Below are 23,628 nucleotides of genomic sequence, written 5' to 3'. Positions count from 1 at the left end.
GATATCCGTTCTAGAGAAAGCAGACCATCTGCCTGCATCACAGGCAGACGTCGTATCAGCGGCGATTAGTCGCCATAAACATTGAAATCGAAATATTTCTTCGCCAGCGTGTCGTAGGTTCCGTCTTTGCGCATAGATTCGAAAGCCTTGTCCAACGCGGCTTTCAGTTCAGTTTCATCTTTGCGCAACCCCATGCCGGTGCCAACACCGAACAGCGCATCGTCTTTCACCGCCGGTCCGGCAAACGCATAGTCTTTACCCGCGTCCTGTTTCAGGAANCCTTCGCTGGCGGCGACTTCATCCTGGAACGCGGCATCGATACGTCCCGCCACCAGATCGGCGTAGATCAGATCCTGATTTTGGTAAGCCACGACATCCACGCCCTTCGGCTGCCAGTGAACGTTAGCGTAGGATTCCTGGGTGGAAGCCTGCAAAACGCCGACGCGTTTACCGCGCAGAGCGTCCAACGTAGGCTGAATCGGAGACCCTTTGGCGGCGATCAGGCGCGCATTAGCAGCATAGAGTTTTTCGGTGAACGCGATTTCCTGCAGACGCTTTTGCGTAATAGAGAGTGAAGAGATGATGGCGTCAATTTTCTTCGCCTTTAGCGACGGGATCAGTGAATCAAAGTCGCTTTCAACGAACGTACACTTGGCTTCCATGCGCTTGCACATCTCTTTAGCCAGATCGATATCGAATCCGATCAGTTCGCCGCGGGCGTTTTTGGATTCAAACGGCGCATAAGTGGGATCGGTGCCGATTTTGATCTCCTTCGGGATGGCNGCGAAGGCGGAGCCTGCCGCTAAGATTAACGCCAAAGGTAAAAACTTTAAGCCGCTTTTCATCAAGTTACCCTTATCACCAGTGATAGAACATCGGCACGAACAATTGGATTTGAATGCTTTTTAATCACCAACGCTAGCGTGCCCGTCATGTGCGTAGTACAGGCTTCACCTCTGCAGTTTTCATGCCAGTTTAGCGAGAGGGTCCGGGAGCGCCGCGACGGGCTTCACCCGCGGTTTTCTACTTCTATAATCAATTGATTACCAGTGGTGTACCGTCAGATTGGACAGGGAAAAAATGAAGGGAAAAATAACTCGCACCATAACAAAGCAGATAATCGCACCGAAACAGAGCAATGCCACATAAGAAGGCATGGCGGGTCTCTACTTCGGCTGAGGCGTCATATGCTTATTGCCCGTTTTCTGTTTGTAAATTAACCAGTTAAGCACTCCCCCAGCGGGTAAACAGATCTTCAGGCAGGCAAATATCGAATTGATCGAGCACACGATTGACAGTCTGATCGATGATTTCTTGCACAGTTTGCGGGCGATGATAAAACGCAGGCACCGGCGGCATAATCACCGCGCCCATTTCGGCTGCCGTGGTCATCAATCGCAGATGGCCCAAATGCAATGGCGTTTCTCGTACGCACAGCACGATAGGACGCCGCTCTTTCAGCATCACGTCCGCTGAGCGGGTCAGCAGACTATCGGTGTAGCTGTGGGCTATGCCGGACAGCGTTTTGATCGAGCACGGCAAAATCGCCATACCGGCGGTTTTAAAAGAACCGGAAGAAATGCTGGCGGCGATGTCGCGGCAATCGTGCACCTCATCCGCCAATGACTGAACGTCGCGCACGCTGAGATCGGTTTCCAGAGCCAGCGTCTGCCGTGCGGCCTGGCTCATCACCAGATGGGTTTCTATTTCGTCCAACGGCTGCAGCACCTGTAACAGGCGTACGCCGTAAATCACCCCACTGGCGCCGGAAATACCAATAATCAGTCGCTTCATACCCTTCCTTAAACAGGATAGACCTGCATTCACCTCGTCAGCGCAGACTGTGCCGCATCCGTCCATGATTGGCAAGATGCAAAAATAAAGGGAGTACCGATAGGCACTCCCTTACTGGAGAAAACGTCAAGCGTTCCGTCAGCCTTCGTTATGCATCTCCAGATCTTCGACTTCACTTTTACTGCGCAACACCTGAGCATCGTCGTTACGCAGACCTTCAAGATAGTCCAGATAGCCCTGATCCACATCATGCGTGACATAAATGCCGTTAAAGACGGAGCATTCGAATTGGGTGATATCCGGATTGTCGTCCCGAACGGCCTCAACCAGATCTGATAGATCCTGGAAAATCAGGGCGTCGGCGCCGATAAGCTCGCAGATCTCCTCCACTTCTCTTCCGTGGGCGATCAGCTCATTGACGCTCGGCATATCGATGCCGTAAACGTTCGGGAAGCGAATTTCCGGCGCGGCGGACGCGAGATAGACGCGTTTGGCGCCAGCATCCCTTGCCATCTCGACAATCTGCTGTGAGGTAGTGCCTCGCACGATGGAGTCATCCACCAGCAGCACGTTTTTATCACGGAATTCAGCGCGGTTGGCATTCAGCTTACGACGCACAGATTTCACCCGCGTCTCCTGTCCCGGCATGATAAACGTGCGCCCGACATAGCGGTTTTTCACAAAGCCCTGACGATAAGGCTTATCGATGATGCGGGCGATTTCCAGCGCGATATCGCACGAGGTTTCGGGAATAGGAATGACCACGTCGATATCCAGATCGTCCCAGCAGCGCGCGATTTTTTCGCCCAACTTCTGCCCCATGCGCACACGGGCGCTGTAGACCGAAATTTTGTCGATAAACGAGTCGGGTCGCGCGAAATAAACATACTCGAACAGGCACGGATGATGTCTTGGATTTTCCGCGCACTGGCGGGTGTAAAGTTGGCCTTTATCCGTGATGTAAATCGCTTCGCCTGGCGCTACATCGCGCAGAAACTCAAAGCCCAGCGTATCCAGCGCCACGCTCTCGGACGCCACCATATATTCGTTGCGCCCGTCTTCCAGCGTGCGTTTACCGATGACCAGCGGACGGATCCCGTTAGGGTCGCGGAAAGCCACCAAGCCGTGTCCGATAATCATACTGACGCAGGCATAGGCGCCGCGGATTTGCTGATGCATCGCGGCAACGGCGGCGAAGATGTTGTCAGGCTCCAGCGGATAGTGCTGAAAGCGGTCCAGCTCTTTGGCGAAAATGTTGAGAAGAATTTCCGAATCAGACGTCGTATTGACGTGGCGGCGGCCCTGCTCAAACAACTTCTGACGCAGCTCGTGCGCATTGGTCAGATTGCCGTTGTGGGCCAGCGTAATTCCGAAAGGAGAGTTGACGTAAAAAGGCTGCGCTTCGGAGGCGCTGGAACTGCCCGCCGTGGGATAACGCACATGGCCGAGCCCCATATTCCCCTGCAGGCGCTGCATGTGCCGTGCTTCAAAAACGTCTTTGACCAGACCGTTTGCCTTACGCAGGCGAAAACAGTGATGAGCATCTATCGTTACGATGCCTGCGGCATCCTGCCCACGGTGTTGTAACACCGTTAACGCGTCATAAATCGACTGGTTGACCGGCGTGACGCCGGCGATACCGACAATACCGCACATGTTGTCTTTTCCTCATCAGCGCTACCGCGACTAGATGTGCCGCGGCAAGAAACTCGACGTGCTTTGCAGGTAGTCAAAGAACCACCTGATGATATAGCTGAACTGCGGGATCAACTGGGACTGTTTCCAGTCAACGCTCTGGGAAAACCCGGTGAAGGTGTCCAGAAAGAACAAGATTGCAGAGACAATCAAGACCCCGCGCAGGGCGCCAAAGCAAACGCCCAGCACACGATCGGTACCCGACAGCCCGGTTCGCTCAACCAGAGAACCTATCGCATAGTTGACGATGGCTCCCACAATCAACGTCGCAAGAAACAGAATGGCGATAGCGATGCCGTTGCGAACCAGTTCATCTTCAAAGCGGGTGAAGTACCCTGCCAGATAGCCATAGTAGTGACTGGCAATGAAAAACGCACATCCCCAGGTCACCAGTGAGAGCGCTTCACGGACAAATCCTCGAATCAAACTGACCAGAGCCGAGAACCCAATAATGCCGATAATGACGTAATCCACCCAAACCATGAACTATCCTACTCAATGAACAATAACCAACGACCTACGCGGCTCATCCTGTTCGCGGCGCATTCTAACAGAAAAAGAAAACGTTTGCGTACCGGAATCCCGCGCGAAATGTGTCAATCAATCGGCCAACTGAAAAACCGCTGACGGGCCATGAAGATACCGAAAAAAGGCGATGGCGTCGGTTTTACCCGCAATGCCCACCGCCATCCAGGGATTTTCACGACGTCGTCCCGAATTAGTATTAGTGCGCTGCTTTTACCTGTCCGCTTAGCCCGCTGATCTGCTGCAATTCGCTCAACGAGGACTGTAGCTTCTGCTTAGAGGCATCTGGCCCCACATAAATGCGGGTAATTTGCCCGGAGACGGGCGAAGACGGCACCGTGTAAGCACGGAACCCCGAAAGTCTCAGCTTGGCGACAATCTCATTCACCTTGTCCGCATTTTTCAATGCGCCCAGCTGCACGATAAAAGCCTGCCCTGCCGGGGCCTGCGGCGCGGCTGCCGGTTTACTCTCCGCCGGCCGCGGAGCGGGTTTGNCCTCTGGCTTCGGCTTGGGTTTCGGCTCCGCTTTCACCGGAGGCGGAACCACCGGGCTAGACGGTGGCGCGGAAGGCCGGGCGGCAGAAGTCGGCGGCGTGGCATTCTGAGGCGCCGCGGTATCTGGAGCGCTATCGACCGCCCGATCGGCGCTCTCCATCTCTTCACCGCCCTCTTCCCCATCGGGCGCCGTCGCACTGTCCGGAGACTGCGGCGTCAGCGACTGAGTGATCGGCGGCAGCGACTCCGCTTCCAGCGTGTCTTCCGGCTTCGGCACCAAAGGAATGGCGGCAAACTCGTCCTGATAGTGTTTTTTCTTGCCGTCCAACAGGCCCGGCAGCACGATGACGCCCAGCGCGACCAAAATGACGGTGCCGACCAGACGGTTTTGAAATTTACTTGCCATCCACAACTCCTTCTTCAAGCGCGGACATCACATGCGCTACCGTATGAAAGGAGCCGCACACCACAACCACGTCGCGTTCATCGGCGTCCTGCATCGCCGCTCGCCAGGCGGAGACCACATCGGGATACGAACGGCTGCTATCGAGATGTTGAACAAGCAAATCCGCGCTGGCGCCGCGCGGTCCTTCCAGCGGCGCGCAATACCAGACATCTACCTGCGGCTTGAGCTGTTCCAGCGTACTGACGATATCTTTGTCGGACAGCATGCCGACAACGGCGCGGACGACGCCGTGAGGAGGCAACGCCGCCAAGCGTTCGGACAGGTAAGCAGCCGCGTGCGGGTTGTGCGCCACATCCAGAATCAGCAAGGGCTTGTCGCCGACAATCTGGAAACGCCCCGGCAAGGCCGCGTCCCGCAGGCCGTCGCGAAGAGCGCGTTCATCCACCTTGAGCGGCGAGGCATTCAGCGCGGCAAGCGCCGTGGCGGCATTCGGCAGCGGCACATTCGTCATGGGCAGATGGCTCAGATGTCCCTCTGCGTTTTCCCAGAACCAGCCGTCCGCGTCCACCCCGTAGCGCCAGTCGACATCGCGACGCAGCAGCCGAGCGCCTTTTTCATTCGCGACGTCTGCAATCGAGGCGGGCATATCCGGCTCGCCGACAACGGCCGGTTTGCCGTGACGAAAGATCCCCGCTTTTTCTCGACCAATGCTTTCGCGATCGTGACCCAGCCAGTCGGTGTGATCGATGGCGATGCTGGTCACGACAGCAACGTCCGAGTCCACGATGTTGGTCGCGTCCAGACGACCGCCCAAACCGACTTCAAGGATCACGACGTCCAACTGCGCCTGCTTGAAAAGCTGTAACGCCGCCAGCGTGCCGTATTCGAAATAGGTCAAAGAGACGTTATTGCGCCCAGCTTCCACCACGGCAAACGCTTCGCTGTGCATCGCTTCCGGCAATGACTTGCCCTGGATGCGAACGCGCTCGGTGTAGCGTAATAGATGAGGCGAGCTGTAGACGCCCACCCGCAGCCCCGCGGCCAACAGAATGGACTCCAGCGTACGGCAAGTGGTGCCTTTCCCGTTGGTGCCTGCGACGGTGAAGACGGTGTTGGCGGGCTGGCGCAATTGAAGAGAGTCGGCCACCTGTGTGATGCGGTCCAGACCAAGATCGATGGCCTGCGTGTGCAGGTGTTCCAGATAATAAAGCCACGTGGCCAAAGGCGACGTGGCTTTAGGTGTTTGAAGGTTATCCATGAGACCCGCTCGCTTACTTACGGTTCATTGATACAGGGAGCGACGGAGCACGTCGCAACCGCGCTCCCCGTACGTCATCGGTTAGGCTTCATCCTGTGATTCAGACGAAGCGGTCGGCCGCGGCTCTTCCACTTCAGGCTGCGGTTCCGGATGGTTCGTCAGCTTGGCGAGGATCGTAGCCAGCTTGTAACGCATCTCAGGGCGACGAATGATCATATCGATCGCGCCTTTTTCCACCAGAAACTCGCTGCGCTGGAAGCCCGGCGGCAGTTTCTCGCGTACCGTCTGTTCGATAACACGCGGACCGGCGAAACCAATCAGCGCTTTTGGCTCGGCGATGTTCAGATCGCCCAGCATCGCCAGACTGGCGGATACGCCGCCCATCGTCGGGTCCGTCATTACGGAGATATAAGGCAGACCGCGTTCGCGCAGTTTGGCCAGTGCCGCACTGGTTTTCGCCATCTGCATCAGCGACATCAGCGCTTCCTGCATACGGGCGCCGCCGCTGGCGGAGAAGCAGACCAGCGGACAGTTATCTTCTAACGCTTGCTCCACCGCACGCACAAAGCGCGCACCGACCACCGACGCCATCGAGCCTCCCATGAAGGAGAATTCGAAAGCCGCGCCCACGACGGGCATGCCGTAGAGGGTGCCTTTCATGACGACCATGGCATCTTTCTCGCCGGACTGCTTCTGTGCCGCAGCCAAACGATCTTTATACTTTTTGGAGTCGCGGAACTTCAGGACATCCTTGGGTTCCAGTTCACTGCCGAGTTCAACCGTGTTTTCTGTATCCAGAAAAGCGTGAAGACGAGCACGAGCGGATAACCGCATATGGTGGTCACATTTCGGACACACTTCCAAATTACGTTCCAACTCAGCGCGGTAAAGTACTTGACCGCAACTATCACATTTAGTCCAGACGCCTTCGGGGATGTTGGCCCGACGAGTCGGTGTGATATGACTTTTATTTAGAATTCGTTCAATCCAGCTCATTGATAACCTTTCTGCTTGAACCTGGCCACAGGCCAGTACGCTGCTCAGCGTTCATAATGTTCTGCTGACGCAGCCGACAAAGCGATGCCTCATCCGCCAAGGGCAGGATACGACATGGGCATTTATAGCGGTTCACGTGAACATAGCCGTAAGTGCCGCCCATTAAACCATAATGACCCGATACTGTGGATAAAAAACTGGTCACACCGAATGTTAAAATAATTTTTGCTTATTTCACATTCTGACGTGTCGCCGACCGTTTGTGACGCCAAAATTCAATCACGCCCGGCAGGATAGAAACAAAGATAATACCCACAATCAGGAGTTTAAGATTGTCCTGCACAATCGGCAAATCCCCAAACAGGTAGCCGGCGTAGGTAAACAGCAACACCCACAGCAGTGCGCCCGCAACATTGAAGAGGGCAAAATGCCGATAGGTCATATGCCCCATCCCCGCCACAAACGGCGCGAATGTTCTCACAATCGGCACGAATCGCGCCAGAATAATTGTTTTGCCGCCGTGACGGGCATAAAACTCGTGAGTCTTGTCCAGATAACTGCGACGGAAAATCCGGGAATTTGGATTACGGAACAATCGTTCACCGAACAGCCGCCCGATGGTGTAATTGACCGCATCGCCCAGGATTGCCGCGATGACCATCAGTACGACCATCAGATGGACATCCAGAACGCTGCCCGGCAATGCCGCCAGCGCGCCAGCGACGAACAGCAGAGAGTCGCCGGGCAGGAACGGCGTCACCACCAGCCCCGTTTCACAGAACAAAATCAGAAATAGGATCGCATAAATCCAAACGCCGTATTGCGCGACCAGCTCGGCCAGGTGCACATCGATATGCAGAATAAAATCAATAATAAAGTGTATAAATTCCATTATGTTACCTATCATCAGACCGCGCAGTTCGGCGAACGGCAGCGNCGTTAGTCATCGAGTAAAAACAGCGGTCCCATCGGGACGGACGGCAGCCCGAATGACTCGGGATAGTCGACGTCCACCAAATACAGTCCATCGGCCTTGGCCGTCGCGGCGGCCAGCTTACGATCTTTGGCCGCCAGCAAGTCCGCCATCCAGCTTTCAGGCTGATTTCCGCACCCAACTTCCATCAAACTGCCCACAATGTTGCGCACCATATGGTGCACAAAGGCATTGGCCTTGATATCTACCACAATGTAAGCGCCGTGCCGCGTTACCTTTAAATGTTTTACATTTCGCCATGGCGTACGCGACTGACACTGCACCGCTCGGAAAGAGGTGAAATCATTCTCTCCCAGCAGACACTGCCCCGCGCGTTCCATGCGCTCGGCGTCGAGAGGATGATAAAAATGCGTCATGCCATGCGACAAAATAGCCGGGCGGTAGCGGTGGTTGTAGATCAGATAGCGATAGCGACGGGCGGTGGCGCTGAAGCGAGCATGAAATTCATCATCCACCGTCTTGACCCAGCGAACGGCGATATCCGGCGGCAGATGGGTGTTGACGCCCATCGTCCAAGCCGCGTCTTTACGGACGGCGTGCGTGGTGAAATGCACCACCTGACCGGNGGCATGCACCCCCGCATCGGTGCGCCCCGCACAGAACACGGTAATCGGCTCATCCGCGACCTGAGACAGCGCCGTTTCCAGACACTGCTGGACGCTATCCACCTCCGCCTGACGCTGGTAGCCATAATAACGACTGCCGTCATATTCAATTCCCAGGGCAATTTTCAGCGGCGCCACGTCTTCCGCAACCTGCAACGCTGTCATGATTACCCCAGATGCTCCTCAATCAGGAGTTCGGCCGTTTCAACAGCCATCAACGCGCCGCCGAAGCGAACGTTATCCGCCACAGACCAGAACTGCAGCAGCTCCGGGATGCCGTAATCGTTGCGCAGGCAGCCCACGCTCAACTGTCCGTTTCCGGACGCATCATCGACCTGCGTCGGGTAATCGTCGTCATCGCTGATGGCGACGTCATCCGACTGCAGCAGCTCCTCGCGGGCTTCCTCGGCGGAGAGCGGACGCATGCCTTCCATATGCACCACCTGCGCATGGCCGTAGAAGACCGGCGACTGAACACAGTTGACCGCAATCGGCAGACCGTCATCTTGCAGGACTTTACGCACCTGTTCGACCAGTCGACGCTCCTGCATGACGCTGCCTTCGCTATCCGGCAGCAGCGGCAGCAGGTTGAACGCCAGCTGTTTCGGGAACATCCCGGCTTCCGGCGGCATGCCATTCAGCAGACGAGCGCTTTGTCCCGCCAGATCGTCAACCGCCGCTTTACCACGCGCAGAAACCGACAGCAGACTGGTGACGTGCAGGCGGGAAAGTCCGGCCTGTTCCGTCAACGGCTTCACCGCTTTCAGCAGCTGGCTGGTCAGGCTATCCGCCACGGCAACGAGATTGCGATTGCGATAATCAGCCAGCACGTGGGAATTCACGCCCGGAACAACCAGAGGGACATCCGGCTCCTGCGCAAACAACCCGCTGCTGTCGATAACCAGGCAGCCCGAGTTACCCGCCTCGTCCGCATAGCGGGCGCTGGCCTCGGCGCCCGCGACGAAAAAGGCCAACTGCGCCTGCGACCAGTCAAACTCCGCCGCATCCGTCACCAGACAAGAGCGACCATTGAAACGAAGGGTCTCCCCTGCGCTATGCTCGCTCGCCAGCGGATAGATCTCTCCCACTGGAAATTCACGTTCCTGCAATAGCTCCAGCAACGCGGTGCCGACGGCGCCGGTTGCGCCCAGCAGCGCTATATTCCAGCCATTGGTCATTTGGTTCTTCTCCCCAAATTTTTCATAACACAGGCCAGGCGACAGCGACATCGCCTGGACAAAAAAGGATTATTAACGAATAAAACGATCAGTTATCGCCCTGAAAGACGGCGCTGAAGCCCAGTTGGTTCAACAGCTCTGCGCTCTCGCGATCGGCACAAACCACCTGAAGTGACGACCATTCTCGGCGCTCCTGGTAGGTTTTACGCAGTCGATCGAACCCACCGCTCATGTGGGCGACGCCTCGCAGCATCGCATCATCGCGACGCACGTCGTAAACCAGATGAATCAGGCGTTTGAGCAGCGATTCATCCAGCGGTTGAGTCAGACTGACGGAAGTCACCTCAGGCGTAGGTAGTAGCGACGACAGCGCCACCTGCTGCGGCCGACCGATAAAGCGGCTCCAGGCTTCAAAGACCTGCGTTGTACCACGCGCTTTGCCTTCCAGCGTATAACCGGCGATGTGCGACGTGCCGATATCCACCCGGTCCAGCAGCGCCGTCGATAGCTCGGGTTCCGGCTCCCAGACATCCAGTATCACGCTGAGAGATTTACCGTGCTGCAACGCCTCAAGCAAAGCTACGTTGTCGACCACCGGCCCACGGCAGGCGTTGATCAGTATCGCGCCTTCGGCCAGCGAATCCAGCAAATCCGCATCCACGCTGTGATAGGTCTTGTAGGGGCCGTCTTTATACAACGGCGTGTGAAACGTCAGCACGTCGGCCTGCGCCGCGACCTCTTCCAACGAAAGAAAATTTTCCTTATCGCCGCGTTCTGCGCGCGGGGGATCGCACAACAACGTACGGACGCCCCAGGCCTTTAGCCTGGCATTGAGGCGCGAACCCACGTTGCCCACGCCGATAATGCCGACGGTGCGATCGCGCAACTGGAAGCCATCACGCTCAGCCAATCCCAGCAGTGCTGAAAAAACATACTCAACCACGGCGATGGCGTTACAACCCGGCGCGGCAGAGAAAGCAATGCCGGCCTGCTGCAAAAAGGGTTCGTCGACATGGTCGGTGCCCGCCGTCGCCGAACCGACGAACTTCACCGATTTTCCCGTCAATAAGTCTGCATTGACCTTGGTGACCGAACGCACCATCAGCGCATCGGCATCCTTCAACGCATCCTGCGGCAGCGGTCGTCCCGGTACGGTAGTGACGTCGCCCAGGCGGCTGAACAGCTCGCGGGCATAAGGCATATTTTCATCAACAAGGATTTTCACGTTACGTTTCCTGAAAGGCGTATGTCGTAGAGCGCACGGCAGCGGCGAAAACAGGGGCGTTATTCTGCCACAAACCGGCGATAGGGAACACTGGCGAATCGCCCGACTTGCCGCACCGTATGACAGAAATTTTGCGTCAAACGCCCTACCCGACTACCCGTTACGGATCCGGGTTGTTATCATAACGTTCAACTATTCTTTCTGTTATCCCACTTCGAACAGAAACCGCACGGTAAGGATCGTGTTATGCAGCCCGTGAACAGCCCCGGCACGTCTTTGCCCGGCGACCGCAACATTGATTCTACGCCGCTGAAAACCGGCGGAACGGCGCGCGAAGACGCACCATTGACGCCCGCGCAGCGCACATCGCTGGAGCGGCTTATCACGAAGATCATGTCGTTAAGTTCGCTCAAGTCGGCTGAAATCTGGGCCGGTATGCGTCACGACATCGGTTTGAAAAGCGGCGCCGAAATTTTGTCAGGTCATTTCCCTGCCGCAGAACAGGCGCTGCAAACCCGGCTGACCTCCGTGCAGAATACCTTAGGCACCCGCCAACTGTTGCAGCAGCTCACCGAACTACTGTCGCAAGGCAATAACCGTCAGGCAGTGAGCGACTTTATACGCCAACAGTTCGGCCACACCGTGCTGAGTTCATTGAGTGGCAATCAGCTACAGCAGGTTGTCTCGCTGTTGCAAAACGGCCAGTTGCCCCAACCAAGCCCATCGTCGCCGCCCGGCGCGTTTCCGCCGTCCGCGCAGCCTTCGTCCACCGAGCCACAGCCCGGCGCGCTGCCGCAAACCAGCGCCCCGCTGGACCGTCGCCTGCTACCCGCGGAGCAAAACAGCCTGAATCAATTGATCACCCGGCTGACGACGCTCACCGGCGAATCGCCCGCCAAGGTGCTGCTGGCACTGATGGATATTCAGGGGCTGAAACCCCAGGACGCCATTCCCGCCAAAAACTTCCCGCTGCTGAGCCAACTGCTGCAAACGCAGGTCGCCATGATGCAGAATCATACGTCGCCTACCCTGGCGGCGTTGCAGCCGGCGCTCAAGCAGCCGATGGATGCCGAGGAACAACAAATGGTGCAGGATTACGCGCAGTCTCGCTTTAACGCCGGGATGCAGACCCCATTGACGCCAGTGCAGATTGCCGATGTCGTCACATTCCTCTATAGCAAACGCCTACAGCAGATACAGGAAAAAGAGGCGGCAACGGCAGGATCGACGCCTGCGCCGGTTCCCATCTACGGCCCCTTTATCTCCGCCCTCCCCCCTCAACTGCGGCCGCTATTCAGCCGTCCGCGCGGCGTACTAATTTTATGCGCGCTGTGTGTGATCGTTTTGCTGTGGATACTGCTCTAATCCCGAAGCGGTTAGCGCAAAAAAAGAGGGGAGATGCGTCAATCAGGCGAGAAAAAAACAACCGGGGCTGAACGCCCCGGTTGTCGTATAACGCTTACTGCTTGTATTTGCTCATAACCAGCACGGCATTAGTACCGCCGAAACCGAAACCGTTAGACATCACGGTGTTCAGCTCACGTTCGGTCGGTTCGGTGATGATGTTCATCCCTTCGCCCTGCTCATCCAGCGTTTCGATGTTGATGCTCGGCGCGATGAAGTTGTGCTCCAGCATCAGCAACGTATAGATCGCTTCCTGGACGCCCGCAGCCCCCAGTGAATGACCCGTCATCGCTTTCGTTGCGGAGATTGCTGGCGTGTTGTTGCCGAACACTTCACGGATCGCGCCCAGTTCCTTCACATCACCGACCGGCGTTGAAGTCCCGTGGGTGTTGATGTAATCGATAGAACCTTCAACATCCTGCATGGCGATTTTCATGCAGCGCACTGCGCCTTCGCCAGACGGGGCCACCATGTCTGCGCCATCGGACGTTGCGCCGTAGCCCACGACTTCGGCATAGATGTGCGCGCCGCGCGCCAGCGCGTGTTCCAGCTCTTCCACGACAACCATACCGCCGCCGCCGGCAATAACGAAACCATCACGGTTCGCGTCATAAGTGCGGGAAGCTTTTTCCGGCGTGTCGTTGTATTTGGTGGACAGCGCGCCCATCGCATCAAACTCACAGGACAGTTCCCAGCTCAGCTCTTCGCCGCCGCCAGCGAACACGATGTCCTGTTTGCCCATCTGGATCTGCTCAACGGCGTTGCCGATGCAATGTGCGGATGTAGCGCACGCGGAGCTGATGGAGTAGTTGATGCCGTGGATCTTGAACGGTGTGGCCAGGCAGGCGGAAACGCCGGAACCCATCGCCTTGGTCACCACATAGGGACCGACGGCTTTCACGCCGCGCGGGCCGCGCATGGCATCGGCGCCCATCACCTGGTAATGTGGAGAACCACCGCCGGAACCGGCGATCAGACCTACACGCGGGTTATTCTGATAAACCTCTTCGGACAACCCCGCATCCTTCACCGCCTGCTCCATAGAGAGGAAAGCATAAATGGCGGCATCATTCATGAAACGCACGATCTTACGGTCAATCAGGCCAGTCGTGTCCAGTTTAACATTGCCCCAGACGTGACTACGCATGCCAGCATCTTTCATCTCTTGAGAAAAGGTGATTCCTGAACGTCCCTCACGCAGAGATGCAAGAACTTCCTCTTGGTTATTACCGATGCTAGATACGATCCCAAGACCTGTAATCACTGCACGTTTCATTCAATACCTCATTCGTTTGTATAAGCATTTAGGATACTGCGAAGCACTTTAGCTTACACTTGTAAGCTGAACAAGTCCGATCTGCCTAACTTTGCACAAATTTGCACACAAAGGGGCTGACCGTTAAACTTCCGCCACTACCTGAATTATGAGTGAGTTGCCGTGATTACGCCCGCCATCCGAACCGCTTCGCTAAGCTGGAACGCTCAGGGTACACCTGTTTCGCTACAGTTTGACGACGTCTATTTTTCCAACCAGGATGGGCTCGCGGAAACCCGCTATGTCTTTCTTCAGGGCAATGGGTTACCCGCACGTTTTGCACACGCCTCACGCGCCGCCTTTACCGTGGCGGAAAGCGGATTCGGCACCGGACTCAATTTTCTCACGTTGTGGCAAGCGTTCGCCGACTTTCGCCGCCAACAGCCCGACGCCACGTTGCAGCGCCTGCATTACATCAGTTTCGAAAAGTTTCCCTTGCAGGTGGCCGATTTGGCGGCCGCGCATGCACAGTGGCCCGAGCTGGCCGCTTTCGCCGACGAACTGCGACAACAATGGCCGACGATGTCCCCTGGCTGCCACCGACTGATACTGGCGGATGGCCATATCACGCTCGATCTGTGGTTCGGTGATATCAATGACCTGTTGCCCCTACTCGATGACAGCGTGAACCACCAGGTCGATGCCTGGTTTCTGGACGGTTTCGCGCCGTCGAAAAATCCGGATATGTGGACAGCGAACCTGTTCAACGCGATGGCGAGATTGTCCCGTCCCGGCGGCACCTTCGCTACGTTTACCGCGGCGGGGTTCGTTCGTCGGGGTCTGCAGGAAGCAGGGTTCAACGTCGGTAAGGTCAAAGGATTCGGACACAAGCGCGAGATGCTGAGGGGGGACCTGCCGGAAGCGATACCCCTCACCGAATCCGCGCCGTGGTATCACCGCCCTGCCGCCCCGCAGCCGCAGGAAGTCGCCATCATCGGCGGCGGTATCGCCAGCCTGCTGACGGCGCTGGCGCTACAGCGACGCGGCAGCAAAGTCACCCTGTATTGCGCCGATGAACACGTGGGGCAAGGCGCTTCCGGCAACCGACAGGGCGCGCTCTATCCGCTACTCAACGATAAGCATGATGCGCTGTCGCGGTTTTTCGCCAGCGCGTTCGGCTATGCCCGACGGACCTATGATGCACTGACGGCTCAGGGCGTGGACTATGAACATCAGTGGTGCGGCGTCAGCCAGTTGGCGTTTGACGATAAAAGCGCGCGCAAAATCGACCGTATCCTGGCGGGGCAATGGCCAGAAGATCTGGTGCATGCAGCCAATGCGCAGACGCTGACGCAGTCCTGCGGCGTCCCTATTCTCCATCGCGGCATCACCTATCCTTCCGGGGGATGGTTATGTCCGGCCGAACTGACAGCCGCCGCGCTGGCGCTGGCGGTCCGTCAGGGCATGCAGGTCCGTTTAGGAACCACCGTCGTTGAACTCTCGCCTGCCGACGGCGGCTGGCGTTTGACGCTGGACAACGGAAACGTCGCTCAGCATGCCACCGTCGTTCTGGCGAACGGCCATCAGCTCAGCGACTGGCCGCAGACGCGTCATCTGCCCACCTACGCTGTACGCGGACAGGTGAGCCACGTGCCCAGCAACGCCCAACTGCGTCACCTCAATCAGGTGCTCTGCTACGATGGTTATCTGACGCCGATCAGCCCGCGTCACCAGCAGCATTGCATCGGCGCCAGCTATCACCGCGGAGACTCAGGCACCGAGTATCGCGATTCGGATCAGCAGCAGAATCGCCAGCGCCTGATCGACTGCCTGCCGTCGCTGTCGTGGCCAGCGTCGATAGCGGTCTCCGACGGCGACGCCCGATGCGGCGTACGCAGCGCGCTGCGCGATCATCTGCCGCTGGTCGGCGCCGTTCCAGACTATGAGCAAACGCTGGCGCAATACCAGACGCTGCCACAGCAGTTGGCCGCGGCGCAAGTTCCAGCCCGAGCCCCGGTTCATCCCAATTTGTTCATCATCGGCGGTCTTGGCTCCCGCGGGCTGTGTTCCGCTCCTCTGGCGGCGGAAGTGCTGGCGGCCCAGATGTATGGGGAACCGTTGCCGCTGGACGGCGCCACGCTGGCCGCCATAAATCCGAACCGATTCTGGGTAAGAAAGCTGTTGAAGAACCGGCCGGTGGAATAAGGGAATCACCGGCTGCGCCTCGTGGCCGGAACAACAGCAATTTCGTTCAATTTCTCACTGCTTTTGGAGCGTAAAGATGGGACAGCCAGCGCCGCAGGAGCAGGCTCATTTCAGCCATCTGCCGACGTTGGGTGGACTGGACATGCTGCAAGCTTGCTATCACCGCCAACGTTTTTCCCGCCACTCGCACGAGAATTTCTGCATCGGTGTAATAGAAAAAGGCGCACAGCGTTTCTACCGTACCGGCGGTGAGCACGTGGCGCCCAAAGGCGATATCATTCTGGTCAACGCGGATGAAATCCATACGGGCTACGCAGGCACCGCCGAGGGCTGGTCCTATCGCGCCATCTATCCGTCGGTCGATATGCTGCGCGGTCTGTCGAACACGATGCGCGACGATCGGGGGGACACGCCGTGGTTTCCCCACGCGGTGGCCCATGATCCGGGCTTATCCGAGCAGTTGCGCATGACCTTCTCGCTGCTGAGCGTCGAAGGCAATACGCTGTTAAAGGAAACCCTGCTCTGCTCGTCACTGGTCTGGTTAATGATGCGTCACGGAAAAACGCGCGAGGAAGGACATCCACTGACCAACGCCGACCACGCCATCCGACAGGTCAAAATGCTGCTGGATGACAGCCCGGAAGAGAACCTGTCCCTGCTGGCGCTGGCAAATCTGGCCGGTCTCAGCCCGTGGCACTTCCTGCGCCAGTTTAAAAATCAGGTGGGGATGCCGCCGCATGCCTACCTCGTGCAGTCCCGGCTCCGCAAGGCAACTACGCTCCTGCGTCAGGGGCACCCCCTCTCCGAGGTTTCCGCCCGCTGCGGTTTTTCGGATCAGAGCCACTTCAATCGCCACTTCAAAAAAGCGCTGGGCGTGACGCCGGGGCAATTTTTACGCGCGCTGAAACGCTGAAAATAGCCGGGTGATTCACGATGTTGTCACCGCCCCTGTCGCCGGCGAACGTTGAGGGCGTCGGGGCTACACATTCTCCCGCCTGACAGTTTTCACCTGCGCAATTTTCTTCAATCTTTGTTCGGGAGTTTGCGTTACCTTTTGGCGACCTACTACACCTACAAGGACATGGTTTATGAACGCGTCGGAAACCCTTCGCTCTCCCTGGCAGGGCACATTTTCGGGCTGCGTCTCTGTCTTACCGTTGTGTCTGGCGGTAGTTCCCTGGGGCATCCTCGCGGGTTCAATGGCGGTCCAGGCCGGACTGACCTTCTGGCAAAGCGTCGGCATGTCGGCGGTGGTCTTCGCCGGCGCGGCGCAATTGGTGACGCTGGGACTGCTGATGTCCGGGGCCAATGTGCTGACCATCGTTGTGACCGTATTTGTGATTACCGTGCAACACCTGATTTATGGCTTGAGCCTCCGAGAGGTCGTCTCGCGCCTGAACAGCCGTTTCCGCATTCCCATTGGTTTTTTACTGACGGATGAACTGTTTGCGCTGGCCGCTGGGAAGGGCAATCGCGCGCGACTCTCACCGGGGTATCTTCTCGGCGCGGGTCTCACCTTTTATCTGTGCTGGCTGATGTGCAGTCTGGCGGGCATTTTACTAGCGTCCTCGATACCCGACCTGGACCACTACCATCTCGATTTTTCGATTGTGGCGACCTTTATCACGATCATCGTGCCGATGGTAAAGAACAGGGCTACGCTGTGTGGCGTCGCTTTTTCCCTGATCGCCGCCATGCTGTTGTCATACTGCCACGTTGAAGGCGCCGTCATTATCGGTGGACTCGGCGGTATGCTGTGTTCTGTGGTGATTGAACGCCTGGGAGGTGCGACGTCATGAGTTGGTCATTACTGTTTGTGCTGGCGGGCGTGGTGTTTTTCAATCGCTATTTGTTTCTTGATCCCCGCGTGCCGGTCACGCTGCCGCTGTGGGTCCGTCAGGCGCTGCGTTATTCCGCACCCTGTATGCTGACCGCAATATGCGGACCGGTGATCCTTCTGCATCACGACGCGCTGCGACCGTTCCCCGGCAATCCCTATCTGTGGGGGGCGCTAGGCTGCGTGATAATCGCACTGCTGGTTCGCAACGTACTCCTGGCGGTTGCTTGCGGACTGGCGTGGTTTTATGCGTTGTGTTTCTGGCTGGGAGTCTGACGATGCAGGTGCCGGATGACTCCGGCACCTGGGGTGAGAAAGGATTGCGGTGTTACTGCTGGGAGGACGCTTGCTGGTAGAGGCGGTCCCACATTTGATTGACCAGAACCTGATCCGGCGGAGACAGCTCGCCGTTTTTGATGGCCTTGCGTACGCTGTCCTCGACGCGGCTGCACAAGGCTTCCGCCGTATGCTCGCCGTTTTCCTCAGCTTCCGCCACCGCCAAGGTCAAATGACCACGCAGATATCCCCCGGCAAAAAGCTCATCGTCGCTGGCGTGTTCCACCATGTCATCAATCAGCGCCAGGATGCGCGATTCAAATTCTGCGATCATTCATTGTCCTCGGTTGTTCAGTGTTGCCCATCGTCCGCTCAGCAGAGATCGGCGGGGTACGGGAAATCCGCCGGGGTCAGCGGCGCCGTATGATAAAACGCGTGCAGCGCCTGAATGAAGCGGCCCGGACGTTCGGGAACGCCCTCCTCCAGATAACGCATAACCTGCGCGTGCACGCGGCGTTGAAAGGCAATGCGATCGGGCGTCACATCGCCGTTCAGGTTATCGCAGCTTACGTTAAAGGGAAACGCCGCCGCGACGCAAAACATCCACTCCAGCGCCTGTGGCTTGATCTCTACCGACTCGAACTGTTGCTGCGTTGCCGCATCGCGACCGTCAGGACAGTACCAGTACCCAAAGTCGACAAGTTTGCGCCGTTCCGCGCCCGCAATGCACCAGTGAGAAATCTCGTGCATCGCGCTGGCGTAAAAACCGTGGGCGAACAGGATCCGGTGGTAGTCCACCTGCTCATCGGCCGGCAGGTAGATCGGTTCATCCTCTCCCTTGACCAGGCGCGTATTAAAATCTTCGCTAAAGCAGTCATTAAACACCTGAATCAGGTGCTGGTAATCGTGTGTCATGATGTCGTTAACCGGTTCGGTCATGAGAATAGCTGTCCCACCCAATGGGCAATGTCCTGCCCGTGACTGTCATAAATCAGTTTGATGCTCATCAGCGCGGACACTGCCACCAGCATGGGGCGGATCAACTTTTGTCCCTTGGTGAGCACCATTTTGGCACCCAAACGCGCGCCGATAATCTGGCCTAACAACATCACGCCGCCGATGACCCACATGACTTTGCCGCTCAGGATGAAGAACAGCAGCCCCCCCAGGTTGGAGGTGAAATTGAGCACCTTGGCGTGTGCGGTGGACTTCGCCAGATTGAAGCCGCGTAGCGTCAGGTAAGAAAGCGCATAAAACGACCCGGCACCCGGCCCAAAGAAACCGTCATAGAATCCCACGCAGGCGCCGCCGACGAGGGCGAACGGAACGGGAGAGAGCCGACGCTGCCGATCTTCGTCGCTGATTTTGGGCATCAACAGAAAATACAGGCCGATGCCGATCACCAGCACCGGCAGCAACTGGCGCAGGAAGTACGCATGAATTTGCTGAATGAGCCAGGCGCCGGTGATTGCGCCAAGGAAGGTGCATACTACCGCCAACTTTTGCTCGCGCAGGTCGACCGCCCCGCGGCGAATAAAGTACAGGCTGGCGGAGAACGCACCGCCGACGCCCTGCAGTTTATTGGTCGCCAGCGCCTGCGCGGGAGAAAGTCCCGCAGCCAGCAGCGCGGGGACCGTCAGCAAACCGCCGCCTCCGGCGATCGAGTCGATAAACCCCGCGGCCACGGCGATAACAAACAGGAGCCCGAGCAGCTCCGGCCCTAATAGCATTGCATCCATGGTGATTTATTCCGCAGCAAAATGTCGGTTCAGCAGCGCCTGACACGATGCGGGCAGCGGCGGTGGCGTAGCTTTCTGCGGTGAGACGGCGCCCGGTTTACGCGGCTGGAACCAGCTTTGCAACTCTGCGCCACAACCATCACCGGCCGGCGGCGGATCCTGATCCTGGCACTCAAGGCTATTCGCCGGGCAACGCAGCCGAACGTGCATATGAGCACGGTGTGCGAACCAGGGGCGGACCTTGTGCAGCCAGGAGCGGTCGCTGCCAGCCTCCTGACACAGACGCTGCTTGATCGCCGGGTTGACGAAGATGCGCGTCACCGCGCTGTCCTGCGCCGCCGTTTTGATCAGGGTCAGCGCGTCAGAATTCCACAGACGCGGATTGACGGCCTTGTCCCCAGGCAATACCAGATCGATAGGTTGTGGATTCAGGAGTTGCTGCGTGCTCCAGCGCTGACGCGGCACCTGCAGCCAGATGTCCACATCCAGACCCGACTGATGGCTGGCGTGTCCGCTGCTGAAACGGCCGCCCGCAGGCATCCCCATGTCCCCGACCAGCACAATGCCGCCGTTCTGGCGATGTACGTTGGCGCTAAGGCGATGGATGAACGCCAGCAGATCCGGATGGCCGAAATAGCGACGCTGATCGACTCGCATCACCTGATAGTCGGCTGCTTGCAGCGGTAGTGATTGCGCGCCGATGATGCAGCCGTTGGCGAAGGAGCCAATCGCCTGCGGGCGTCCCGCGACCGGATGCGTGATCTCCTGCCAGGGCGTCGCCGCTCCGGCGGTGGCGCAGCACAGTAGCGCCATCAAACCTATCAACACTGTTTTCATATGCGTGTTACCAACGGGGAACGGAGGTGTTCACGTCCGCGCACTGCGCGCGCTGGCGTAATAAATGATCCATCAAGACGATAGCCATCATCGCCTCGGCGATAGGCACCGCGCGGATACCAACACAGGGGTCGTGACGCCCGCGGGTAACCATTTCAGTCGCTTCGCCCGTACGGGTGATCGTCCGTCCCGGCACCATGATGCTGGACGTGGGCTTGAGCGCCAGATGTGCGACGACTGCCTGGCCGCTGCTGATGCCGCCCAGAATGCCGCCGGCATGGTTACTCTGGAAACCGTCCGGCGTGATCTCGTCTCGGTTTTCGCTGCCGCGTTTACCGACGACCGCGAAACCGTCGCCGATCTCGACGCCTTTGACGGCATTGATGCTCATTAGCGCATGCGCCAGATCGGCATCCAGTCGGTCGAATACCGGCTCGCCCAACCCGGCAGGCACAGATTCGGCGACCACCGTCACCCGCGCGCCAACCGAGTCGCCCTCTTTCTTCAGCCCGCGCATTAGTTCATCCAACGCTTCCAGCTTGGACGGATCCGGGCAAAAGAAGGGGTTCTGCTCAACCTGATCCCACGCTTTCAGTTCGCAGTGAATGTCGCCCATCTGCGTCAGACAACCGCGAATATTCACGCCGTGCCGGAGCTGCAGGTATTTCTTGGCGATGGCCCCCGCCGCCACGCGCATGGCCGTTTCGCGTGCGGAAGATCGACCGCCGCCGCGATAATCGCGCTGGCCGTATTTCTGCTCGTAGGTGTAGTCGGCATGGCCGGGACGGAACAGATCTTTGATCGCGCTGTAGTCCTGCGAACGCTGATCGGTATTTTCAATCAGCAGGCCGATGCTGGTACCCGTCGTCACGCCGTCGAAGACGCCGGACAGAATGCGTACCTGATCCGGTTCGCGACGCTGGGTGGTGTAACGAGACGTGCCCGGACGACGACGGTCCAGATCGTGCTGCAAATCCGCTTCAGTCAACGGAATGCCCGGCGGAACGCCATCCACTACGCACCCCAGGGCAATACCATGGGACTCACCAAAGGTGGTGACGCGGAAAAATTGCCCAATACTGTTTCCTGCCATCACGGCTCCTTTACATCATAAAATAAGAGTTCGTCAGGCGGGCTATCCGCGCCCGCATTTTGTCAATATATTAGTCGCGATACAGGCTGAAGTGAGACTGGCATTCCAGCAGTTGCGCACGGGTCAGCATGAATACGCCCTCTCCGCCGTGTTCGAATTCCAACCAGGTAAACGGGATGTCGGGATATTGGTCGATCAGATGCACCATGCTGTTGCCCACTTCGCAGATTAGCACACCCTCTTCGCTGAGGTATTCGGCGGCGCGGGCAAGAATGCGCCGCACCAGCTTCAGGCCGTCGCTCCCCGCAGCGAGTCCCAGCTCAGGCTCATGACGGAACTCGTCCGGCAGATCCGCCATGTCTTCTTCATCGACGTAAGGCGGGTTGGTGACGATCAGATCGTAAGGCGTGGTCGGCAGGTCGCGGAAAAGATCTGAACGAATCGGCGTGACGTGATGTTCCATGCCATGCTGTTCGATGTTCAGCTCGGTCACCGCCAGCACATCGCTGGAGATATCGATCGCGTCGACCTCCGCTTCCGGAAAAGCCTGTGCGCAGGCGATGGCGATGCAGCCGCTGCCAGTACAGAGATCCAGAATGTGGCGGGGTTCGTGNCTCAACAGCGGCTCGAAACCATTGTTGATCAGCTCTCCTATCGGCGAACGCGGCACCAACACCCGTTCATCGACGTAGAATTCCAACCCGCAGAACCAAGCTTTGTTGGTGAGATAAGCGACGGGGATGCGTTCGTTGATACGGCGGATCACGCGTTCCACAATACGGTGACGCTCGCCTGACGTCAGGCGCGCGCTGTACATATCTTCGGGGATATCGAGGGGAAGATACAGGCTCGGCAGCACCAGTTGCAGCGCCTCGTCCCAAGAGTTGTCGGTGCCATGACCGTAATAGACCTGTGCGGCATTAAACCGGCTGACCGTCCAACGCAGCATATCCTGAAGGGTATGCAGATCGTTGACCGCTTCATCGACGAAAATTTTGTCCAAGGTTGTCCTCCGCAGACATCTCTGAAAATCAAATTGCCGCCTAGTTTGCCATGAAGCCTGCGACAAATCAGCAGATATCACCGTCCTGCGGCCCCTCAAGCCTTAGCGGAGCGCGCAAGAAAAGGTACACTTAGGAAAAACCAAGACAGAGTACAGCGCTGATGAAAAACAAATACAGGCTGGATGAGGAAGAGCTGGCGCTTTTTCGCGCTTCAGTCGCCGGCGCCAGACGCCTGACTCAGGACACCTATCGCTATCAACCGCCGCGCCGCAAGCTCTCAGAAGTGCCGCCGCGTAAAGCGATGCAAGAGCAGCGCGACGCCTGCTTTTATTTCTCGGATGAGTTTCAGCCGCTATTGGAAAACGACGGCCCGGTAAGATACGTTCGCTCCGGCACCAGCCACTACGAATTGAAAAAGCTGCGCAGAGGGGATTATCCGCCCGAGCTGTTTCTGGATCTGCATGGTCTGACCCAGCAGGAAGCCAAGCAAGAACTGGGCGCATTACTGGCCGCCTGCCGCCGGGAGCACGTGTACTGCGCCTGTGTGATGCATGGTCACGGTAAGCACATTCTTAAACAGCAGACTCCACTATGGCTTGCCCAGCATCCCGACGTGCTGGCATTTCATCAGGCCCCGCGCGAATTCGGCGGCGACGCCGCATTGCTCGTGCTGGTGGCGCTGGATAGCCATGTCAGATGACGCCACAAACATAAAAGACAGGCGGCAATGTGCCGCCTCGTTTTCTTCACTCCTCCCAGAGACATCACTGCCCCCCGCCCAGCCTGGCATTCAAGCCCACACGTTGC

General features: G+C 57.7%; 24 protein-coding genes. 6 read left to right on the top strand and 18 right to left on the bottom strand.

What is annotated here, in order from left to right; genetic code table 11:
* Positions 1-65: 65 nt before the first annotated feature.
* The 11 genes from argT to pdxB form a co-directional block, all read right to left on the bottom strand.
* On the bottom strand, positions 66-845 hold the full coding sequence (gene argT / locus RZ35_RS12245) for a lysine/arginine/ornithine ABC transporter substrate-binding protein ArgT (protein WP_026743575.1): 780 nt from the start codon (positions 843-845) through the stop codon (positions 66-68).
* Positions 846-1,224: 379 nt separating this feature from the next.
* Positions 1,225-1,794 (bottom strand): UbiX family flavin prenyltransferase, encoded by a 570-nt coding sequence (locus RZ35_RS12240; protein WP_026743574.1) that lies wholly within the window; start codon positions 1,792-1,794, stop codon positions 1,225-1,227.
* Positions 1,795-1,932: 138 nt separating this feature from the next.
* Positions 1,933-3,450, bottom strand: coding sequence for an amidophosphoribosyltransferase (purF, locus tag RZ35_RS12235; RefSeq protein WP_026743573.1), 1,518 nt, complete (start codon positions 3,448-3,450; stop codon positions 1,933-1,935).
* Positions 3,451-3,480: 30 nt separating this feature from the next.
* Positions 3,481-3,972 carry a colicin V production protein gene (gene cvpA / locus RZ35_RS12230; protein ID WP_026743572.1) on the bottom strand — a complete coding sequence of 164 codons (492 nt, stop codon included), beginning with the start codon at positions 3,970-3,972 and terminating at the stop codon, positions 3,481-3,483.
* 241 nt (positions 3,973-4,213) lie between these two features.
* Positions 4,214-4,915 (bottom strand): cell division protein DedD, encoded by a 702-nt coding sequence (gene dedD, locus RZ35_RS12225; protein ID WP_026743571.1) that lies wholly within the window; start codon positions 4,913-4,915, stop codon positions 4,214-4,216.
* Complete coding sequence (gene folC / locus RZ35_RS12220; protein ID WP_026743570.1) at positions 4,905-6,173, bottom strand: bifunctional tetrahydrofolate synthase/dihydrofolate synthase; 1,269 nt, start codon at positions 6,171-6,173, stop codon at positions 4,905-4,907. The genes dedD and folC overlap by 11 nt, the downstream gene beginning before the upstream one ends.
* A gap of 81 nt (positions 6,174-6,254) precedes the next feature.
* The gene (accD, locus tag RZ35_RS12215) at positions 6,255-7,169 is read right to left on the bottom strand and encodes an acetyl-CoA carboxylase, carboxyltransferase subunit beta (RefSeq protein ID WP_026743569.1); all 915 of its coding nucleotides are present in this window, start codon (positions 7,167-7,169) and stop codon (positions 6,255-6,257) included.
* Positions 7,170-7,398: 229 nt separating this feature from the next.
* A complete protein-coding gene (locus RZ35_RS12210; protein ID WP_026743568.1) occupies positions 7,399-8,061 on the bottom strand; it encodes a DedA family protein in 663 nt (220 codons plus the stop codon).
* A 47-nt stretch (positions 8,062-8,108) separates the two neighbouring features.
* Positions 8,109-8,933 (bottom strand): tRNA pseudouridine(38-40) synthase TruA, encoded by an 825-nt coding sequence (truA, locus tag RZ35_RS12205; protein ID WP_026743567.1) that lies wholly within the window; start codon positions 8,931-8,933, stop codon positions 8,109-8,111.
* A gap of 2 nt (positions 8,934-8,935) precedes the next feature.
* Positions 8,936-9,946: an aspartate-semialdehyde dehydrogenase gene (locus tag RZ35_RS12200; RefSeq protein WP_026743566.1), complete on the bottom strand. Its 1,011-nt coding sequence runs from the start codon at positions 9,944-9,946 to the stop codon at positions 8,936-8,938.
* Positions 9,947-10,034: 88 nt separating this feature from the next.
* Complete coding sequence (gene pdxB, locus RZ35_RS12195; RefSeq protein WP_026743565.1) at positions 10,035-11,171, bottom strand: 4-phosphoerythronate dehydrogenase PdxB; 1,137 nt, start codon at positions 11,169-11,171, stop codon at positions 10,035-10,037.
* 246 nt (positions 11,172-11,417) lie between these two features.
* Here pdxB and flk point away from each other — a divergent pair, with 246 nt between their 5' ends.
* A complete protein-coding gene (gene flk / locus RZ35_RS12190; RefSeq protein ID WP_026743564.1) occupies positions 11,418-12,536 on the top strand; it encodes a flagella biosynthesis regulator Flk in 1,119 nt (372 codons plus the stop codon).
* Positions 12,537-12,630: 94 nt separating this feature from the next.
* Here flk and fabB read toward each other — a convergent pair whose 3' ends face one another.
* Positions 12,631-13,851 (bottom strand): beta-ketoacyl-ACP synthase I, encoded by a 1,221-nt coding sequence (fabB, locus tag RZ35_RS12185; protein ID WP_026743563.1) that lies wholly within the window; start codon positions 13,849-13,851, stop codon positions 12,631-12,633.
* Between the two features lie 162 nt (positions 13,852-14,013).
* Between fabB and mnmC the strand changes: the two genes are divergently transcribed.
* The 4 genes from mnmC to RZ35_RS12165 all read left to right on the top strand — a co-directional run bounded on the left by mnmC (position 14,014) and on the right by RZ35_RS12165 (position 18,148).
* On the top strand, positions 14,014-16,035 hold the full coding sequence (mnmC, locus tag RZ35_RS12180; RefSeq protein WP_026743562.1) for a bifunctional tRNA (5-methylaminomethyl-2-thiouridine)(34)-methyltransferase MnmD/FAD-dependent 5-carboxymethylaminomethyl-2-thiouridine(34) oxidoreductase MnmC: 2,022 nt from the start codon (positions 14,014-14,016) through the stop codon (positions 16,033-16,035).
* 76 nt (positions 16,036-16,111) lie between these two features.
* On the top strand, positions 16,112-16,948 hold the full coding sequence (locus RZ35_RS12175) for an AraC family transcriptional regulator (protein ID WP_026743561.1): 837 nt from the start codon (positions 16,112-16,114) through the stop codon (positions 16,946-16,948).
* A gap of 175 nt (positions 16,949-17,123) precedes the next feature.
* Positions 17,124-17,834, top strand: coding sequence for an AzlC family ABC transporter permease (locus RZ35_RS12170; protein WP_026743560.1), 711 nt, complete (start codon positions 17,124-17,126; stop codon positions 17,832-17,834).
* Positions 17,831-18,148 carry an AzlD domain-containing protein gene (locus tag RZ35_RS12165; protein ID WP_026743559.1) on the top strand — a complete coding sequence of 106 codons (318 nt, stop codon included), beginning with the start codon at positions 17,831-17,833 and terminating at the stop codon, positions 18,146-18,148. The genes RZ35_RS12170 and RZ35_RS12165 overlap by 4 nt, the downstream gene beginning before the upstream one ends.
* A gap of 52 nt (positions 18,149-18,200) precedes the next feature.
* On the opposite strand, the gene RZ35_RS12160 is transcribed toward RZ35_RS12165, so the two are convergent.
* The 6 genes from RZ35_RS12160 to prmB form a co-directional block, all read right to left on the bottom strand.
* A complete protein-coding gene (locus tag RZ35_RS12160; RefSeq protein ID WP_026739958.1) occupies positions 18,201-18,482 on the bottom strand; it encodes a YfcL family protein in 282 nt (93 codons plus the stop codon).
* Between the two features lie 38 nt (positions 18,483-18,520).
* On the bottom strand, positions 18,521-19,063 hold the full coding sequence (locus RZ35_RS12155; RefSeq protein ID WP_036153345.1) for an elongation factor P hydroxylase: 543 nt from the start codon (positions 19,061-19,063) through the stop codon (positions 18,521-18,523).
* A gap of 20 nt (positions 19,064-19,083) precedes the next feature.
* Positions 19,084-19,887, bottom strand: coding sequence for a sulfite exporter TauE/SafE family protein (locus RZ35_RS12150; protein ID WP_026743557.1), 804 nt, complete (start codon positions 19,885-19,887; stop codon positions 19,084-19,086).
* Positions 19,888-19,893: 6 nt separating this feature from the next.
* The gene (gene mepA / locus RZ35_RS12145; protein ID WP_026743556.1) at positions 19,894-20,724 is read right to left on the bottom strand and encodes a penicillin-insensitive murein endopeptidase; all 831 of its coding nucleotides are present in this window, start codon (positions 20,722-20,724) and stop codon (positions 19,894-19,896) included.
* A gap of 7 nt (positions 20,725-20,731) precedes the next feature.
* The gene (gene aroC / locus RZ35_RS12140; RefSeq protein WP_026743555.1) at positions 20,732-21,817 is read right to left on the bottom strand and encodes a chorismate synthase; all 1,086 of its coding nucleotides are present in this window, start codon (positions 21,815-21,817) and stop codon (positions 20,732-20,734) included.
* Between the two features lie 70 nt (positions 21,818-21,887).
* On the bottom strand, positions 21,888-22,820 hold the full coding sequence (gene prmB, locus RZ35_RS12135) for a 50S ribosomal protein L3 N(5)-glutamine methyltransferase (RefSeq protein WP_026743554.1): 933 nt from the start codon (positions 22,818-22,820) through the stop codon (positions 21,888-21,890).
* A 161-nt stretch (positions 22,821-22,981) separates the two neighbouring features.
* Here prmB and smrB point away from each other — a divergent pair, with 161 nt between their 5' ends.
* Entirely contained in the window at positions 22,982-23,521 is a 540-nt protein-coding gene (gene smrB, locus RZ35_RS12130; protein ID WP_026743553.1) for an endonuclease SmrB, read from the top strand.
* Positions 23,522-23,628: the final 107 nt, after the last annotated feature.

This window comes from Lonsdalea quercina subsp. quercina (assembly GCF_000688655.1).
Classification (GTDB): domain Bacteria; phylum Pseudomonadota; class Gammaproteobacteria; order Enterobacterales; family Enterobacteriaceae; genus Lonsdalea; species Lonsdalea quercina.
This window is presented reverse-complemented; position numbering and strand designations above follow the sequence as displayed.

Coding starts and splice junctions, on each gene's coding strand:
- fabB (WP_026743563.1), bottom strand. CDS start 13,851: ATGAAACGTGCAGTGATTACAGGTCTTGGGATCGTATCTAGCATCGGT.
- flk (WP_026743564.1), top strand. CDS start 11,418: ATGCAGCCCGTGAACAGCCCCGGCACGTCTTTGCCCGGCGACCGCAAC.
- RZ35_RS12150 (WP_026743557.1), bottom strand. CDS start 19,887: ATGGATGCAATGCTATTAGGGCCGGAGCTGCTCGGGCTCCTGTTTGTT.
- aroC (WP_026743555.1), bottom strand. CDS start 21,817: ATGGCAGGAAACAGTATTGGGCAATTTTTCCGCGTCACCACCTTTGGT.
- RZ35_RS12175 (WP_026743561.1), top strand. CDS start 16,112: ATGGGACAGCCAGCGCCGCAGGAGCAGGCTCATTTCAGCCATCTGCCG.
- RZ35_RS12160 (WP_026739958.1), bottom strand. CDS start 18,482: ATGATCGCAGAATTTGAATCGCGCATCCTGGCGCTGATTGATGACATG.
- smrB (WP_026743553.1), top strand. CDS start 22,982: ATGAAAAACAAATACAGGCTGGATGAGGAAGAGCTGGCGCTTTTTCGC.
- cvpA (WP_026743572.1), bottom strand. CDS start 3,972: ATGGTTTGGGTGGATTACGTCATTATCGGCATTATTGGGTTCTCGGCT.
- mepA (WP_026743556.1), bottom strand. CDS start 20,724: ATGAAAACAGTGTTGATAGGTTTGATGGCGCTACTGTGCTGCGCCACC.
- accD (WP_026743569.1), bottom strand. CDS start 7,169: ATGAGCTGGATTGAACGAATTCTAAATAAAAGTCATATCACACCGACT.
- folC (WP_026743570.1), bottom strand. CDS start 6,173: ATGGATAACCTTCAAACACCTAAAGCCACGTCGCCTTTGGCCACGTGG.
- RZ35_RS12170 (WP_026743560.1), top strand. CDS start 17,124: ATGAACGCGTCGGAAACCCTTCGCTCTCCCTGGCAGGGCACATTTTCG.
- RZ35_RS12240 (WP_026743574.1), bottom strand. CDS start 1,794: ATGAAGCGACTGATTATTGGTATTTCCGGCGCCAGTGGGGTGATTTAC.
- purF (WP_026743573.1), bottom strand. CDS start 3,450: ATGTGCGGTATTGTCGGTATCGCCGGCGTCACGCCGGTCAACCAGTCG.
- RZ35_RS12210 (WP_026743568.1), bottom strand. CDS start 8,061: ATGGAATTTATACACTTTATTATTGATTTTATTCTGCATATCGATGTG.
- RZ35_RS12165 (WP_026743559.1), top strand. CDS start 17,831: ATGAGTTGGTCATTACTGTTTGTGCTGGCGGGCGTGGTGTTTTTCAAT.
- RZ35_RS12155 (WP_036153345.1), bottom strand. CDS start 19,063: ATGACACACGATTACCAGCACCTGATTCAGGTGTTTAATGACTGCTTT.
- RZ35_RS12200 (WP_026743566.1), bottom strand. CDS start 9,946: ATGACCAATGGCTGGAATATAGCGCTGCTGGGCGCAACCGGCGCCGTC.